We start from the raw sequence: 15977 nt of genomic DNA on the forward strand, positions 1-15977 counted from the left end.
CGTCTCAGACGGGCGCGGCGTTCCGTTGCTTGCGCACCTCACGGACGAACTCCCAGCCCGACCACATCGTCATCGCGACGGCGCCGGCCAGCAGGACCTGGCTGACGTAGAACAGCACCTCGCCCAGGGGACCCGGCCAGAAGTCGAAGGCACCGCCGTGCGCGTCACCGTGGGGCAGGGGCCAGATCAGCCCGGACAGGGCGACGGCCTGGAGGACGGTCTTGACCTTGCCGCTCCACGCGGCCGGGATGACGACCTGCTTGAGGACGGAGAGCCGGAGCAGCGTCACGCCCCACTCGCGCAGCAGCACGATGACCGTCACCCACCACCAGACGTCGCCGACGACCGACAGGCCGATGAAGGCCATGCCGGTGATGGCCTTGTCGGCGATGGGGTCGGCGATCTTGCCGAAGTCGGTGACCAGGTCGTGCTTGCGGGCGAGGTCTCCGTCGATCTTGTCCGTGATCATCGCGACGGCGAACAGCGCGAACGCCACCCACCGCCACAGCGGGTCGTCGCCGCCGTCGTGCAGGAGCGCCCAGCCGAAGAACGGGACCATCACGATGCGCAGGGTGGTCAGCACGTTGGCGATGTTGAAGTTCGACACCTGGCGCTGCTCGGCGTGCGTCGGGTCCGTGCTCATCGGGCCGCTCCGTCCACGCGCGCGACGAGGTCGACCCCGTCGGTGCCGGTGACCGTGGCGCTCAGCAGGTGGCCGACCTGCGCGTCGGCGGCGCCCAGCAGGAGCGTCGTACCGTCGACCTCGGGGCCCTGGTGGGCCGCGCGGCCCTCGACGACGCCGTCCTCGACGGATTCCACGAGCACCACGACCTCCTCGCCGACGCGCTCCTCGGCCCGCTGGGCGTTGAGCTCCTCGACGAGGGCGGTGACGTGCTCGGTGCGGGCACGGATCTCGTCCTCGTCGAGCTTGAGGTGGTCGGCGAAGCCCGCCGCCTCGGTGCCGTCCTCGTCGGAGTAGCCGAAGACGCCGGTGACGTCCATCCGCGCCGCCTCGAGGAAGTCGCAGAGCACCTGCAGCTCGTCCTCGGTCTCGCCGGGGAACCCGACGATGACGTTTGACCGTACGCCGGCCAGCGGGGCCAGCGTGCGCACCCGGTCGAGCAGCCCGAGGAAGCTCTCGGGGTCGCCGAAGCGGCGCATCCGGCGCAGCACCGTGGCGCTGGCGTGCTGGAAGGACAGGTCGAAGTACGGCACGACGCCGGGCGTCGAGGCGATCGCCTCGATGAGGCCGGGGCGGGTCTCGGCCGGTTGCAGGTAGGACACGCGGACGCGCTTGACGCCGTCGATGCCAGACAGCTCGGGCAGCAGGGTCTCCAGCAGCCTCAGGTCGCCGAGGTCCTTGCCGTAGGAGGTCGAGTTCTCGCTGACGAGGAAGAGCTCCTTGACGCCCTGCGTCGCGAGCCAGCGCGCCTCGGCGACCACGTCGCTCGGGCGGCGGCTGACGAAGGACCCACGGAAGCTCGGGATCGCGCAGAAGGTGCAGCGACGGTCGCAGCCGCTGGCGAGCTTGAGCGGCGCCATCGGGCCCGCGTCGAGCCGACGGCGTACGGCGCGGGGTCCCGTCGCCGGCGCGCCCGCGCCGATGTCGGTGAGGTCGCCCGGCTCGGCGACGAGCGTGGCGGCGGGGGTGCTGGCGTCCTGGTGGCCGGGCACCGAGATCCCGGAGGCGTCACGGTCCACCGGCGAGATGGGCAGCAGCCGCCGACGGTCCGAGGGCGTGTGGGGGTGGTGGGTCTCCCCCGCGACGATGGCGCGGAGCTTGGACGCGATGTCGGGGTAGTCGTCGAAGCCGAGGACGGCGTCGGCCTCGGGCAGCGACGCCGCGAGGTCCTTGCCGTACCTCTCGGCCAGGCAGCCCACGGCGACGACGGCCTGCGCACGCCCGCCGTTGCCGGCCGACTCCTTGAGGTCCGCGGCCTCGAGCAGCGTGTCGACGGAGTCCTTCTTGGCGGCCTCGACGAAGCCGCACGTGTTGACCAGGACGGTGTCCGCGTCCTCGGGATCCTCGACCAACACGAACCCGCCCGCCTCGAGGCGTCCGGCGAGCTCCTCCGAGTCCACCTCGTTGCGGGCGCAGCCCAGCGTGACCACCGCGACGTTCAGCGGGGTGGGGGGCAGCTCGGTGTCAGTCGTCATCGCATCGTGAGTATGCCGTGCCCCGCCACTCCGACCCGCACCAGCGGCGCGGTGAGGCGGCTCTCACGGGGGGTGGGGTCACCTGGGGGCGGTGTCTTGCCTCGGTCGTGTTGCTGCTCGAGTAGTCGAGTGGGCTGCCACGAGACGTCCGCCCTCCTCGCTGGTCGAGTAGCGGAGCGAGGCGTTTGTCCTTGCTGGTCGAGTAGCCGAGCGAGGGACGAGCGAGGCGTATCGAGACCCCCCTCCTCGGTGGTCGAGTAGCCGGAGCGAGGCACGAGCGAGGCGTACCGCGACCCCCTCCCCGGTGGTCGAGTAGCCGGAGCGAGGCACGAGCGAGGCGTATCGAGACCCGCTTCCTGTGGGTGGTCGAGTAGCCGAGCGAGGGACGAGCGAGGCGTATCGAGACCTCCTCAACAGATCTCTCGAGCTCGGGCCGATGTCGGTAGTGCACCGTAAAATCGAACACATGATCGAGACGCTGGCAGGGGCACCCGAGGCAAAGGTCGAGGACCTCTCGGCCTCCGCGCTGCTGGCACTCGCCCGCGACCGGAAGGCCGCTGAGGACCGCGCGGCAGCGGACGTGCTGGAGGTGGCCGCCCGCTGGGCGGACCTGCACCCGCCGGAGTCGATCCACACCGCTGCGGTGTTCACCGACGATGGCTGCTACGGGCTCGAGCACGAGGAGCCGATCGCCGGCCCGGGTTGTCCGGCGGTGGCGGAGTTCTGCATCGCCGAGCTCGGCACCGTCCTCGGCATCTCGTCGACGTCGGCGAAGCGGCTCATCGGGCACGCGCTCGAGCTGCGGCACCGGCTCCCGCGGCTGTGGGCGCAGGTCCAGGCCGGTGCGGTGCCGGCGTGGCGGGCGCGGACGGTCGCGGAGGCCACGATCCATGCCACCCCGTCCCTCACAGTCGAGGCGGCGCAGTGGGTCGACGCCCAGGTCGCGGCCGTCGCCGGGCGGGTCGGTGCCGCGCAGCTGGACCGGTTGGTCGCGGAGACGATCAAGCGCCACCACCTCGACGCCCACGACCCCACGAAGGATCCAGAGGACGGCTGGCAGCACGTCGACCCGCGCCACGCCACCCTCCACTCCGAGGACGTGCACTACGCCGGGACGATGCGGTTCGAGGCCGAGCTCGGCATCGCCGACGCCCTCGACCTCGACCGAGCCCTCGCCCACGGCGCCGAGACGCTGAAGGCCCTCGGCTCACACGCTCCGCTCGACGCCCGACGATCGGCTGCGCTGGGCGACCTGGCGCGCACCCAGACCGCCCTCGACCTCCACGCGCAAGGCTCGACCGCCGCGCGGAGCGAGGACGGCCTGCCCATCGCCCGGGAGGTAGCGGTGCACGCCCACTTCGACGCCAGCCTCGAGGGGCTGGAGACTGTCTTCGGTTCCACCGGGCGGATGGAGGAGGGGCAGCGGCTCGTCCTCCTCGACCAGGTGAAGCACTGGTGCGGCGACTCTCGGACCAAGGTGACCGTCAAGCCGGTCATCGACCTCACCGCGGAGCTCACGGCACCGGGCTACGACATTCCCGACCGGATCCGCGAACAGATCATCCTGCGCGACCGCACGTGTGTGTTCCCGTGGTGCACCCGCCCAGCGCGGGCCTGCGACATCGACCACGTCATCGCCTACGACCACGACGCCGCCGCCGAGGGCCGTTCCCAGCCGGGGCCGACCGTGTCCTCGAACCTCGCACCCGAGTGCCGCTGGCACCACCGCCTCAAGACCCACACCGCCTGGCGCTACGACGTGATCAAGCCCGGTGTCTACGAGTGGACCAGCCCCCACAGGCACCGCTACCGCCGCGACCGCACCGGCACCACCCGCATCGACACCCCGCCGCGCGCCGCCGACGACCCCGAGCCACCCGACCGACCATGACCCCGCCCCGCACCCCGCCGGCCCGAGGCGAGCGGGGCCATCGGCGCGCCCGCCACGACCACGGACGGACCTCCGGCCACCAAGAGCTGAGCGAACCGGCATGAGACGGTGCACCTGTGATCGATCCGAGCGAGCTGCTGACCCGGTTCTGGGGGCTTGACGCGCCTCGGGTGAGGCCGCTGGACGGCGGCATGAACTCGAGCACGTGGCTCGTCGAGCACCGAGGAGCGGTCTACGTCGCCAAGCTCGTGCCGGCATCGGGGGTGGCCGACCTGGCGGCAGGTGCCGACGTCGCCACGATGCTGGCAGCGGCCGGGTTCCTGACCGGCCGCCCGGTCCCGGCGCTCGACGGCCGCATCGTCGTCACCGAGCACGCCCTCGCGCTGCTGGAGCACGTGCCGGGCCGCGAGCTCGTCGGTGACACCGATGCCGAGCAGGAGTGGATCGCCGAGGTCCTCGCTGGTGTCCACGTGGCAAGCGAACCGGGCGTCGGACCGCGCACCGCCACGTTCGCCCAGGACTGGCTCAGTCCGGCGGCGCCCGGGGTGGAGAGTCACCCGTGGCTCCTGGCCGCCATCGAGGCAGCCCGGGCCGCGACAGACTCGCTGCGCCTGATGTGGTCGGTGCTGCACACCGACCCCGCGCCCGAGGCGTTCGTCCACGACGACGAGACCCAGGTGACCGGGCTCATCGACTGGGCCGGAGCCCGGCGTGGGCCGGTGCTCTACGACGTCGCGTCGGCCGTGATGTACCTCGGTGGCCCGCACGAGGCGGCGACGTTCCTCCGCGCCTACCAGGCGACGGGGCCGCTCGACCCTACCGAGATGCAGCACCTCGACGCGTTCCGGCTCTTCCGCGAGGCCGTCCAGGGTGTCTACTTCGCGACGCGCCTGGCCTCCGACGACCTCACCGGCGACGTCGAGGTCGCCGACAACGAGAAGGGCCTCGCCGACGCGCGGCGACGGCTCGAGGCCCTCGGCGCCGCCTGACCCGGGCAGCGGCCGGCTCAGTCGGCGACGAAGGTCCCTTGGCCGGCAGTGCCCGGCTCCCCCACCGCACGCGCATCGGCGCCGGCGAGCGAGACCGTCACGGCCCCGTCGGTGGACTGCACGCGGACCGGCGGCGACGCCTGGAGCTCACGGCTCTGGCCGACGGCCAGGCTTCCGCGGAAGGCGATCTCCCCGAGCGCGTCGCGCACCACGACCTTCGCGCCACCCGACGGCGCGGTGAGCACCACGGCCACCGGGTCGGCGACGGGCGCGCTGCCCCCACCCTGCGGGCCACCGGAGCCGTTGAGCACCGGCGTCGAGCCACGCAGCTCGGGCGGGGTGTCCATCACGAGCCGCGCGATGGACCAGGCGAGCACCAGCGCCATGACGACGGCGACCAGCACCGACCAGTTGGGACCGCCACGCGTGCCGCGGATGGAGCCGTGCGCACCGGTCGCCAGCTCGGCCTCGAAGACCCGGCGCGGGTTGATCGGGGCGTGCGCGTAGCGCTCGTCGTACGACGCCAGCAGCGGGGCGACGTCGATCCCGAGCACCCGGGCCAGGGTGCGCAGGTGCCCACGGGCGTAGAAGTCGCCACCGCACGGCTCGAAGTCGTCGACCTCGACGGCCTCGATCACGTGGGGGCGGATGCGGGTGCGGTCGGCGAGCTGGTCGACCGACAGGCCGAGACGCGTACGGGCGGCAGCGAGCTCCGGGCCGATGACGGGGTCCTCGGCGGGCTCGACCTCAAAGTCGTCGAGCACCAGCGGCTCCACCGGCTCGCCCGGACGGGCGATGGCGCGGACGCGGTCGCCCCACGACTGGGTCTCCTCGACGAGGCTGACCCGACCGGGGCGGCGCAGCTCGCGACCCTCGAGGTCGTCCTGCTCCGGCTCGGCGTAGTCGCGACGGACCTCCGAGCGACGGGCGGCGCCGGTCTCGCGCAGCGCGGCGGGCGTCGGGCTCGCGACGACTGGCGCCACGGGGACGTCGTCGACCGGGGCCTCGACCACCGGGGCCTCGATCTCCGGGGCCTCGATCTCCGGGGCCTCGATCTCCGGGGCCTCGATCTCCGACGACGACTCAACCTCCGACGACGGCGCTGCCTCGGGCTCCAGCACCACGATCTGGCCGGCGTCGCGGGCGACCCGGCCCAACGCCTCGGTCAGGTCGTCACCGGCGCCCACGACGCGGGTGGACAGGCCCAGCGGGACGGCGAAGGGAGCGCCGTGGATGAGCCGCGAGACGCCGGCGTGCCGCTTGCCGGCGGCGGTGAGCTCGGACTCGACCAGCTCGGGGTTGTGCGGCACGACGACCAGGCGACCGTCACGCAGCAGGCCCTGGCGGGGCGTGTGCTCGACGTGGTGCACCGCGGACCACGGCAGGCCGCGCCACGTGCGGCCGAGACGGATCCGGATGCCCTGCGCGTCGGCGACCAGCAGGGGCGTCCGGGCGTCGACCAGGCCGACGAGCCAGTAGGCGGCGAGCAGGCCCATGGCGACGACGAAGGCCCAGTCAAGGACCGAGCCGCTCTGCGTCGCGCGGGCGAAGTAGGCGATGGCGACCGCCGAGGCGGTCAGACCGACCCCGGCGGCGACGCCGGCGTGGCGACGTACCTCCACGTGGTCAGGGGCGACCGCGAGGCCCTCCCCCTCGTGCTCGTCGTGCTGGTCGTGGCCGACCTCTGTCTCGTGCACTGCTGCGGCGCCCATCAGGCTCCCCCCTCCAACGTGGCGATCACGGAATCCAGCTCGTCGGGCTTCACCAGGACGTCACGGGCCTTCGAGCCCTCGCTGGGGCCCACCACCCCGCGGCTCTCCATGATGTCCATCAGGCGCCCGGCCTTGGCGAAGCCGACGCGCAGCTTGCGCTGCAGCATCGACGTCGAGCCGAACTGGGTCGAGACGACGAGCTCGATGGCCTGGACCACGAGCTCCATGTCGTCGCCGATGTCGTCGTCGAGGTCGCGCTTCGCCGAGGCCGGGGCCGTGACGTCCTCGACGTAGGTCGGCTCGAGCTGGTCCTTGCAGTGCTTGACGACCTGGTGGATCTCGGCCTCGGTGACCCACGAGCCCTGGACGCGGACCGGCTTGCTGGCCCCCATCGGCAGGAAGAGCCCGTCACCCTGTCCGACCAGCTTCTCCGCGCCCGGCTGGTCGAGGATGACCCGGCTGTCGCCGAGCGAGCTGGTGGCGAAGGCGAGCCGCGACGGCACGTTGGCCTTGATCAGGCCGGTGACGACGTCCACCGACGGCCGCTGCGTGGCGAGCACCAGGTGGATGCCGGCCGCACGCGCGAGCTGGGTGATGCGGACGACCGAGTCCTCGACGTCGCGCGGCGAGACCATCATCAGGTCGGCGAGCTCGTCGACGATCACGAGGAGGTAGGGGTACGGCGTGACCTTGCGCTCGCTGCCCGCCGGGACCTCGACCTTGCCGGCCCGGACCGCCTTGTTGAAGTCGTCGATGTGACGGAAGCCGAAGTTGGCCAGGTCGTCGTAGCGCATGTCCATCTCGCGCACGACCCAGGCGAGCGCCTCGGCGGCCTTCTTGGGGTTGGTGATGATCGGCGTGATGAGGTGCGGCACGCCCTCGTAGGCGTTCAGCTCGACCCGCTTCGGGTCGATCATGATCATCCGCACCTCGTCGGGCGTCGACCGCATCAGGATCGAGGTGATCAGCGAGTTGATGAACGACGACTTGCCGGAGCCCGTCGCACCGGCCACGAGCAGGTGCGGCATCTTGGCCATGTTGGCGACCACGAAACCGCCCTCGACGTCCTTGCCGAGGCCCGCCACCATCGGGTGGTGGTCGGCGCGGGCCGTGCCGGACCGGAGCACGTCGCCGAGGGAGACGATCTCCTTGTCGAGGTTGGGGATCTCGATGCCGATGGCGGACTTGCCGGGGATCGGGCTCAGGATCCGCACGTCGGCGGACGCCACGGCGTAGGCGATGTTCTTCGAGAGGGCGGTGACCTTCTCCACCTTCACCGCCGGGCCGAGCTCGACCTCGTAGCGGGTGACGGTCGGGCCACGGGTGTAGCCGGTGACGGTCGCGTCGATGCCGAACTCGTCCATCACCTGCATCAGCCGCTCGACGACCGCGTCGCTGGCCTTGGACCGCGCCTTGTGCGGCGAGCCCGGCTTGAGCGCGGAGTTGTCGGGCAGCGAGTACGTGATGTCGCCGGACAGGGCGAGCTGCTCGACGCGGGCGGGCAGCGGCGTGTGCGGCGGCGGCTCGACGGGGCCGGTGTCGGCGTCCTTGACGACGACGGGGGCCGGCTCGACGGCCGGCGCCACCTCGGTCGGGGCGTCGGCGAACAGGTCGATGCCGTAGTCCTCGAACGGCTCGGCGTCCTTCTTCTTGCGACGCTTCTTGAGCTCGCGGTCGGCCAGCACCGGGCTGTCGTAGGCCGGGTCGCCCATCTCGGGGTCGATCTCGTCCTGGTCGAGCATCGAGCGACGACGCGTGCGGGCGGGCCGGGTGGCGTCGTCGTCCTCCGACGCTGCCTCGGGCTCGGCCGCGGAGCGGCCCAGCGCCTTGTCGCGCAGCGCGGCGAGCTTGACCGGGACCTGGTAGACCGGCGTGGCGGTGATGATGAGGATGCCGAAGGTGGCGAGCAGCACCAGCAGCGGCACCACGACGTACGGCGTCTGCATGAGGTCGAGCAGCAGGCTCGAGGTGACGTAGCCGACCGCTCCCCCGGCCTCCTGCAGGTTGCTGGCGTCGCCGAGCACGGGCTGCGGGTTGCCGTTGGCGATGTGCACGATACCGAGCAGGCCGAGGCCGAACGCGGCCCAGCCGATGACCTGGCGACCCACCGGACCGTTGCGCTCGGGGTCGCGGAGCGTCCGCCACCCGGCGTAGACGAGGAACAGCGGCACCAGCCAGCCGACCTTGCCGACGGCACCGGCGGTGGCCGAGCGGGCGAAGTCCATGACACCGCCCGGCAGCTGCCACCACACGGCGGCGGCGACGACGAGGGCCACGCCGATCAGGAACAGCCCGGCACCGTCGCGGCGGTGCTCGGGGTCGAGGTCGCGTGCGGACCGTCCGATCGAGCGCGCGACGGCACCGACGGCGTGGGCGATGCCGAGCCAGACGGCCACGACCCCGCGGGCGAGGGCTCCGAAGGCCCGGGAGACCGGACCGGCGCCGTTGCGGACGGCGCGGGGGGCCGGACGCGCGGCGGGGCGCCGCTTGGACGCGGTGGAGCCGCTCCGCCCCCTCGACGAGGTCGAGCGAGGGGCGGGGCGCTTGCTGGTACTCCGTGATCGGGTGCTCGAGGCCTTGGTGCTGCCCTTGGTTCCGGACGTGCTCGAGCTCCGCGACCCCGGCGGGGAAGACGTACGGGTCGCCATGCCGGGAACCCTACGGGCAAGTCACACCAGCCACAGGGATCACACGGCTGCGTGTCCTGAGAACTTCGACCACGCGTCCCGCTTCCCGGGCCCTTAGCAGCAGATCGTCCGGCGGGTGGCGGATATCGGACGAAAACCGACCATGGGGTCTTCCTGACCGACCGGACAGGTGCTTATGGTGACCCGGGTCACCCGGCCGATCGGAGCCGCGTGGCGACGAACACTGGAGGAAACACACGTGAAGCTCCTCAACAGGGGGCTTGCACTCGCAGTCGTGGGGGCCGGCCTGGCCGCTCTGCCCACGCTCGGCGCGCAAGCAACAGCGGCACCCGGTGCCGCACCTTCGCTGCTCTCGCAGCTCCGCGACCAGGCCGAGGGCTCGGTCGCCATCAGCAGGGAAGCCGCCACCGGCAAGGCGGGCTTCGTCCGCTCCAACGGCGACCTGCTCCCCGGCACGTCCGCGACCGACGCCACGAGCGCGGCCGCCAAAGCCGACACCTACCTCGACGAGTACGCCACCGTGCTCGGCGCTCGCAGCGACGAGCTCGAGCAGGTTCGAGTCGAGTCGGGACCGCTCGGCTGGACCGTCACCTACACGCAGACCTACCAGGGCGTCCCCGTCTTCGGGTCGGGCCTCAAGGCCAACCTCGACAAGCAGGGCGACCTGACCTCGGTCACCGGCTTCGCCGCGCCGGGGCTGTCCCTCAGCACGACCCCTCGTCGTAGCCGCGACGAGGCCGCGAAGGCGGCCGTGGCGATCGTCGAGGCGGCTCCGCCGATGTCCGACGCGGACACCGCGGTCGACACGTCCGGGCTGCGCGCCGACGGGGCCGAGCTCGTCGTCTACCGGAAGGGCTCCGTGAGGGGCGAGGACGGCGAGGCCGTCCTGGCCTGGCAGGTCGACGTCTCCAACGTGACCGAGGACAGCGGGACCGTCCGTGAGGTCCTGCTGCTCGACAGCACCAGCCTCAAGCCCGTCAACCGCTACTCCCGCATCCACGAGGCGCGCGACCGTCGGCTCCTGACCGTCACCGACGACGGCGACACCCCGGACGACGTCAGCGACGACACGCTCGCTCCTGTCTGGCGCGAGGGCCAGCCGCTCCCCGGCAGCCTCACCCAGGACCAGCAGAACATGGTCGCCTCGGCGGGCGAGATCTACAACCTCTACAAGAACATGTTCGGCCGCGACTCCTTCGACGGCGAGGGCGGCACCATGTACATGGTCCACAACCGCGCCGACCGGTGCCCCAACGCGTCCTGGAACGGCCAGTACACCAGCTTCTGCCCGGGCGTCTACGACGACGACACCGTCGGCCACGAGTGGAGCCACGCCTACACCGACTACACCTCCGGCCTGATCTACCAGTGGCAGTCGGGCGCGCTGAACGAGTCGATGTCGGACGTGTTCGGAGAGACCCAGGACATCCTCAACGGCCGCGAGGACACGGGCGAGGGCGACCTGGGCGTCAAGCGCACGGCCGGCCTCTGCTCGCGCTACACCCGTGGTGAGATCGGTGCGACCATCAACGCGCCGGCGTCGGTGGCCGGCGATTGCGAATGGGCCGTGCCCTTCCAGCACGGTCCCGTCTTCGACAAGGCCGGCGTGACGGCCGACGTCGTCGCCGGTGTGGACCCGATCGAGGTCGACGCCGCGAACAAGCCCATCGGCACCGCGTCGGACGGTTGCTCCGACCTCACCAACGCGGCCGCGGTCAAGGGCAAGTGGGTCTACGTCGACCGTGGCGCCTGCATCCTCAACGACAAGGTGCAGAACGCCGTCGACGCCGGCGCGACCGGCATCGTGGTCGGCAACATCACCAACGGCTCGCCGGCTGCCGCCGGCGGCGACTTCCCGATCTACGGCCTCATGGTCGACGCCGTGGCGGCGGGCAAGATCAAGTCCGTCGGTGCGGTGACGATGACCGTCAAGGACATCGACGCGGCGGCCAAGGACGACAACGCCCGCTGGGTCCTGAGCGAGAAGTCCTCGGCCTTCGGTGGCGCGATCCGCGACATGTGGACGCCCACCTGCTACGGCGACCCGGGCAAGGTCTCGGACGCCGAGTACAAGTGCAGCACCGAGGACGGCGGCGGCGTCCACAGCAACTCCGGCGTGCCCAACCACGCCTACGCCCTGGCCGTCGACGGAGGCACCTACAACGGTCAGACCATGGCCGGCATGGGCTTCGACAAGGCGTCCAACATCTGGTGGCGCACCCAGTCGGCCTACCTCACGCCGACCTCGGACTTCACCGACCTGGCCGACGGCCTCGAGGCGTCCTGCGTCGATCTGACCGGCAAGCCGATCAACAAGGTCAGCCTCGCGGACAACGACGTGCAGCCGGCGGCGCCCATCACCGCGGCCGACTGCGCCGAGCTGGCCAAGGTCATCACGGCGACCGAGCTCCGCGCGGAGCCCGTGCAGTGCGACTTCCAGCCGTTGCTCGACCCGAAGGCCCCGTCGCTCTGCGGCGACGGCTTCGTCAACGAGGTCAGCTGGAGCGAGAACTTCGAGGACGGTCTCGCCGGCTGGACGGCCAGCAACGAGGTCGTGTTCGAGGGCGGGATCCACGAGCCGTGGCAGTCCACGTCCGTCGAGAACCACCCGGGCAAGGTCGCCTTCGGCCCGGCCCCGGACGAGGGTGCGTGCACCAACGGCGCCGGGGACTTCTCGAGCCGTGACTCGATCGCCAGCCCCGTCATCGAGGTCGGCGACGTGCTGAACCCCAAGCTCGCCTTCGACCACTCGGTCTCGACCGAGCTGGGCTACGACGGCGGCAACCTCAAGGTCAGCGTCAACGGCGGCTCCTTCGCGGCCGTGCCGGCCGAGGCGTACCTCTACAACCCGCCGACCACGTTGACCACGGCAGCCGGCGGCAACACCAACCCGCTCGCGGGTGAGGACGCCTTCACCGGCACCGACGGCGGCACCCTGGAGTCCGGCTGGGGCACCTCGGTGGTCGACCTGACGGCCCTGGGCCTCGAGTCCGGCGACACCCTGCAGATGCGCTTCGACATCGGTCGCGACGGCTGCAGCGGCGTCATCGGGTGGTCCGTGGACAACGTCAGGCTCATCGACTGCAAGCTGCCGACCAAGCTGGTCGCGGTGCGCAAGCCCGAGCCGACCACCTACGGCACCGCCTCCTCGGTCGACGTCACCGTGAGCCGCGACGGCAGCGTGGGCTCCGCGCCCACGGGCCAGGTCAAGGTGACCGACGCCAAGGGCCAGGTCCTCGGCAGCGCCGACCTGGACGCCAACGGCAAGGCCACGGTGGCTCTCCCGGCAGACCTGCCGGTGGGCGCCAACAAGCTGACCGCGACCTACTCCGGCAGCCGCACCCAGGGCAAGTCGTCGGCGACGTTCACCGCGACCGTCCTCGCGGCCACCAAGGCCGACTCGAAGACCAAGGTGAAGGTCAAGCCGGCCAAGCCCGAGGCCGGCGACAAGGTCACCTTCAAGGTCACCGTGAAGGCCGACGTCGCCGTCAAGGGCAAGGTCGTCATCAAGATCGACGGCAAGAAGGCGAAGGTCGAGCTCAAGAAGGGCAAGGCCGGCTGGACCCTCAAGAAGGGCCTGAAGGCCGGCAAGCACACGGTGAAGGTGACGTACCTCGGCTCCGACACCGTGGCCCGCAGCAAGGACACGCTGACGTTCCGGGTCACCCGCTGACCCCGAGCAGCAGCTGAGCACCACCCAGCAGCACCAGCACCATCACCGGAGGCCCCGGCGGAGCGATCCGCCGGGGCCTTCGGGCGTCCTCAGCGTGCGTCGAGGCCGCTGAGCCAGGGCAGCACGACGAGGAGCGTCGGCACGGCGAGGATCGCCGCGGCGAGCAGCATCACGCCCAGTGACTGCACCCGGTGCGGGCGAGTGTCGCGCAGCACCTCCACCCGCGCCGCCAGCGACCCGGCCGAGCCGAGCGACCCGGCGGGCGCGGTCGAGCCGGCGAGGGTGAGCAGCGCGGACGCGAGCGCCCGGCGCCCGCCCGTGCGTACGGCGGCGCGATCGGCGAGCACCTCCACCAGCACCTCCACCTCGTGCCGGGCCGCCGCACTGGCCACCCAACGCGGGAAGGCGCGGTGCAGCACCGCGAACGCCTCGAGCACCAGGTCGTGGCGCGAGCGCAGGTGCGAGCGCTCGTGCTCCAGCACCGCGGCCAGCTCGTCGGCCGAGAGGCTGGTCAGGGTCGAGCGCGACACGACGATGCGCGACCCGCTCATGCCCGGCACGCAGTAGGCCACGGGGAGGTCGTGCTCGAGCACGGACACTCCCCCGTCCGTCCTCGCGAGCAGGTCGACCCGCTCGCGGTGCACCCGGCGCGCGCGCCGCAGCGCCGTGCCGGTGCGGTGCGCGCTCAGCAGGACCCGGGCGGTCACCACCACCGTGACCGCACCGGCCAGGGCGGCGACGACGACGTCGACCGCGGCGACGGGCGGCTCCCACAGCCGGTCGGTGGCCAGTGAGAGCCCCGCACCGAGGGCCGCGAGCACCGCGGCCAGCGCCGTGCTCTGCCACAGCAGCATGGCCGCGGCCGGCGTACGCCTCAGCCCCGACCAGCGCGACAGCGCCCAGGGGACCGGCCCCGCGAGCAGCACGGCGAGCGCGCCGAGGACGAGCGGCGTGAGCACGGCCGGCCGACCGTGTCAGTCCATCTCGGCGAGGGCACGGCGCAGGGCCGCGAGGTCCTCGGCGCTGGCCTCGCCGACGAACGAGACGAGGGCCTGGTCACGGTCGGCGCCCGTGCCCTCCAGTGCCTCGCGCATGAGCTCGGCGGTCATCGCGGCGCGGGTCAGCCGCGGCGCGTAGCGGAAGGCGCGCCCGTCCCGCTCGCGCACGACGACGTCCTTGCCGACCAGCCGGTCGAGCACGGTCATCACGGTCGTGTAGGCCAGGTCGCGGTCACCGAGGCGCTCGTGCACCTCGCGACCGCTGGCGCCGCGCGACGTGTCGAGCTCCCACAGCGCGTCGAGGACCGCCTGCTCCAGCTCACCCATCCGTGACCGAGGACTCATGCCCCGGAGTCTAGGCGGTGCTGCGCCGAACTACTACACGGAGTAGTATTTACTACAGGATGTAGTAATAGCGCCGAAGGGGTTCCCATGGACGTGCTCGACATCGCCCGGTGGCAGTTCGGGATCATCACCGTCTACCACTTCCTGTTCGTGCCGCTGACGATCGGGCTCACCGCCGTCATCGCCGGGCTCGAGACCGCCTGGGTGCGGACCGGCAGGGAGGACTACCTCCGGCTGACCAAGTTCTTCGGCAAGCTCTTCCTCATCAACTTCGCCATCGGTGTGGTGACCGGCATCGTGCAGGAGTTCCAGTTCGGGATGAACTGGTCGGACTACTCGCGCTTCGTGGGCGACGTGTTCGGCGCACCCCTCGCGATCGAGGGGCTGCTCGCCTTCTTCCTCGAGTCGACCTTCCTCGGCCTCTGGATCTTCGGCTGGGACAAGCTCCCGCGCGGGCTGCACGCCGGCTGCATGTGGCTGGTGCACCTCGGCACGCTCGCCTCGTCGTGGTTCATCCTCGCCGCCAACTCGTGGATGCAGCACCCCGTCGGCTACCGCTTCAACCCCGAGTCGGGTCGCGCCGAGCTGACCGACTTCTGGGCGGTGATGTTCAACAAGGTCCAGGTCGTGACGTTCCCGCACGTGATCTTCGCGGCCTACATGACCGCCGGCGCCTTCCTCCTCGGCGTCTCGGCCTACCTCTACATGAGCAAGCGCCACGAGGCCGACCGGCCGATGTACCACGGCGCGATCCGCATCGGTGCGGTCGTGACGCTGCTGGCCGGCCTCGGCGTCGGGATCACCGGCGACCTGCAGGGCAAGGTGATGACCGAGGTGCAGCCGATGAAGATGGCCGCCGCGGAGGGCCTCTACGAGACCAGCGAGGGCTGCGCCCCGTTCTCGATCCTCACCATCGGCACGCCCGACGGGGAGCACGAGAAGTTCGCCCTCACCGTGCCGTGCCTGCTGTCCTTCCTCGGCACCGGCTCCTTCGACGGCACCGTCGAGGGCATCAACCCGCTCAAGGAGGAGTACGCCGAGACCTACGGCCAGCTCGACAGCGCCGACCCGGCCCAGCGCGACGGCGACTACGTCCCGATCGTCCCGGTCACCTACTGGTCCTTCCGCTTCATGATGGGCCTCGGCTTCTTCGCCGCCGGCGGCGCCGCACTCATCCTGTGGCTCACCCGGCGAGGCCGTACGCCGGGCGTGCGCTGGCTCGGCACCCTCGGCCTGAGCCTGCCGATCGCCACCACCCTGGCCTCGTCGTGGGGGTGGATCTTCACCGAGATGGGCCGCCAGCCCTGGGTCGTCTTCGGGCTGATGACCACCGAGTCGGGGGTCTCCCCCGGAGTCTCGGTCTTCGAGGCGGCCACGTCGCTCGTCGTCCTCACCGCGCTCTACGCCGTCCTCGCCGTGGTCGAGGTGAAGCTGCTCGTGACCTACGTCCGCAAGGGCGCCGACCCCTTCGAGGAGCCTCCCCGGGTGAGGGTCGGCGGCTCCGACGAGGACGCCCCGCTCACCTTCGCCTACTGACGCCGCACCGACCCGACACCGACCCCCA

At 71.6% G+C, this 15977-nt stretch carries 10 protein-coding genes; 4 read left to right on the forward strand and 6 right to left on the reverse strand.

All coding sequences use genetic code 11. The features are described 5' to 3' along the window. Positions 1 to 4 precede the first annotated feature (4 nt). Positions 5 to 643, reverse strand: coding sequence for a CDP-diacylglycerol--glycerol-3-phosphate 3-phosphatidyltransferase (pgsA, locus tag HN031_RS17540; protein WP_172273106.1), 639 nt, complete (start codon positions 641 to 643; stop codon positions 5 to 7). Then, positions 640 to 2124: a 30S ribosomal protein S12 methylthiotransferase RimO gene (rimO, locus tag HN031_RS17545; RefSeq protein WP_216652600.1), complete on the reverse strand. Its 1485-nt coding sequence runs from the start codon at positions 2122 to 2124 to the stop codon at positions 640 to 642. The genes pgsA and rimO overlap by 4 nt, the downstream gene beginning before the upstream one ends. A gap of 499 nt (positions 2125 to 2623) precedes the next feature. Here rimO and HN031_RS17550 point away from each other — a divergent pair, with 499 nt between their 5' ends. Together HN031_RS17550 and HN031_RS17555 are read left to right on the forward strand one after the other, a co-directional pair. Continuing rightward, positions 2624 to 4048 carry an HNH endonuclease signature motif containing protein gene (locus tag HN031_RS17550; RefSeq protein WP_172273112.1) on the forward strand — a complete coding sequence of 475 codons (1425 nt, stop codon included), beginning with the start codon at positions 2624 to 2626 and terminating at the stop codon, positions 4046 to 4048. Between the two features lie 116 nt (positions 4049 to 4164). Continuing rightward, complete coding sequence (locus HN031_RS17555) at positions 4165 to 5037, forward strand: phosphotransferase (protein WP_172273115.1); 873 nt, start codon at positions 4165 to 4167, stop codon at positions 5035 to 5037. Positions 5038 to 5054: 17 nt separating this feature from the next. Here HN031_RS17555 and HN031_RS17560 read toward each other — a convergent pair whose 3' ends face one another. Both HN031_RS17560 and HN031_RS17565 read right to left on the reverse strand, forming a co-directional pair. Next, entirely contained in the window at positions 5055 to 6749 is a 1695-nt protein-coding gene (locus HN031_RS17560; RefSeq protein WP_172273118.1) for a RodZ family helix-turn-helix domain-containing protein, read from the reverse strand. Beyond that, complete coding sequence (locus HN031_RS17565) at positions 6749 to 9397, reverse strand: DNA translocase FtsK (protein WP_172273122.1); 2649 nt, start codon at positions 9395 to 9397, stop codon at positions 6749 to 6751. Before HN031_RS17565 ends, HN031_RS17560 begins: the two co-directional genes overlap by 1 nt. 238 nt (positions 9398 to 9635) lie before the next feature. On the opposite strand from HN031_RS17565, the gene HN031_RS17570 reads away from it, so the two are divergent. Then, positions 9636 to 13070: a M4 family metallopeptidase gene (locus HN031_RS17570; RefSeq protein WP_172273125.1), complete on the forward strand. Its 3435-nt coding sequence runs from the start codon at positions 9636 to 9638 to the stop codon at positions 13068 to 13070. Between the two features lie 89 nt (positions 13071 to 13159). On the opposite strand, the gene HN031_RS17575 is transcribed toward HN031_RS17570, so the two are convergent. Continuing rightward, on the reverse strand, positions 13160 to 14029 hold the full coding sequence (locus tag HN031_RS17575; protein ID WP_172273128.1) for a M56 family metallopeptidase: 870 nt from the start codon (positions 14027 to 14029) through the stop codon (positions 13160 to 13162). Between the two features lie 15 nt (positions 14030 to 14044). Next, the gene (locus tag HN031_RS17580) at positions 14045 to 14413 is read right to left on the reverse strand and encodes a BlaI/MecI/CopY family transcriptional regulator (protein ID WP_172273131.1); all 369 of its coding nucleotides are present in this window, start codon (positions 14411 to 14413) and stop codon (positions 14045 to 14047) included. 87 nt (positions 14414 to 14500) lie between these two features. Between HN031_RS17580 and HN031_RS17585 the strand changes: the two genes are divergently transcribed. After that, a complete protein-coding gene (locus tag HN031_RS17585; RefSeq protein ID WP_172273132.1) occupies positions 14501 to 15949 on the forward strand; it encodes a cytochrome ubiquinol oxidase subunit I in 1449 nt (482 codons plus the stop codon). The last annotated feature ends 28 nt before the right edge of the window (positions 15950 to 15977 follow it).

The organism is Nocardioides sp. zg-1308 (assembly GCF_013155375.1).
GTDB classification, from domain to species: Bacteria; Actinomycetota; Actinomycetes; order Propionibacteriales; family Nocardioidaceae; genus Nocardioides; species Nocardioides renjunii.

Bases quoted from the DNA above. Each gene is read 5' to 3' on its own strand.
- pgsA (WP_172273106.1), bottom strand. From the start codon at position 643: ATGAGCACGGACCCGACGCACGCCGAGCAGCGCCAGGTGTCGAACTTC.
- HN031_RS17550 (WP_172273112.1), top strand. From the start codon at position 2,624: ATGATCGAGACGCTGGCAGGGGCACCCGAGGCAAAGGTCGAGGACCTC.
- HN031_RS17560 (WP_172273118.1), bottom strand. From the start codon at position 6,749: ATGGGCGCCGCAGCAGTGCACGAGACAGAGGTCGGCCACGACCAGCAC.
- HN031_RS17565 (WP_172273122.1), bottom strand. From the start codon at position 9,397: ATGGCGACCCGTACGTCTTCCCCGCCGGGGTCGCGGAGCTCGAGCACG.
- HN031_RS17580 (WP_172273131.1), bottom strand. From the start codon at position 14,413: ATGAGTCCTCGGTCACGGATGGGTGAGCTGGAGCAGGCGGTCCTCGAC.
- HN031_RS17585 (WP_172273132.1), top strand. From the start codon at position 14,501: ATGGACGTGCTCGACATCGCCCGGTGGCAGTTCGGGATCATCACCGTC.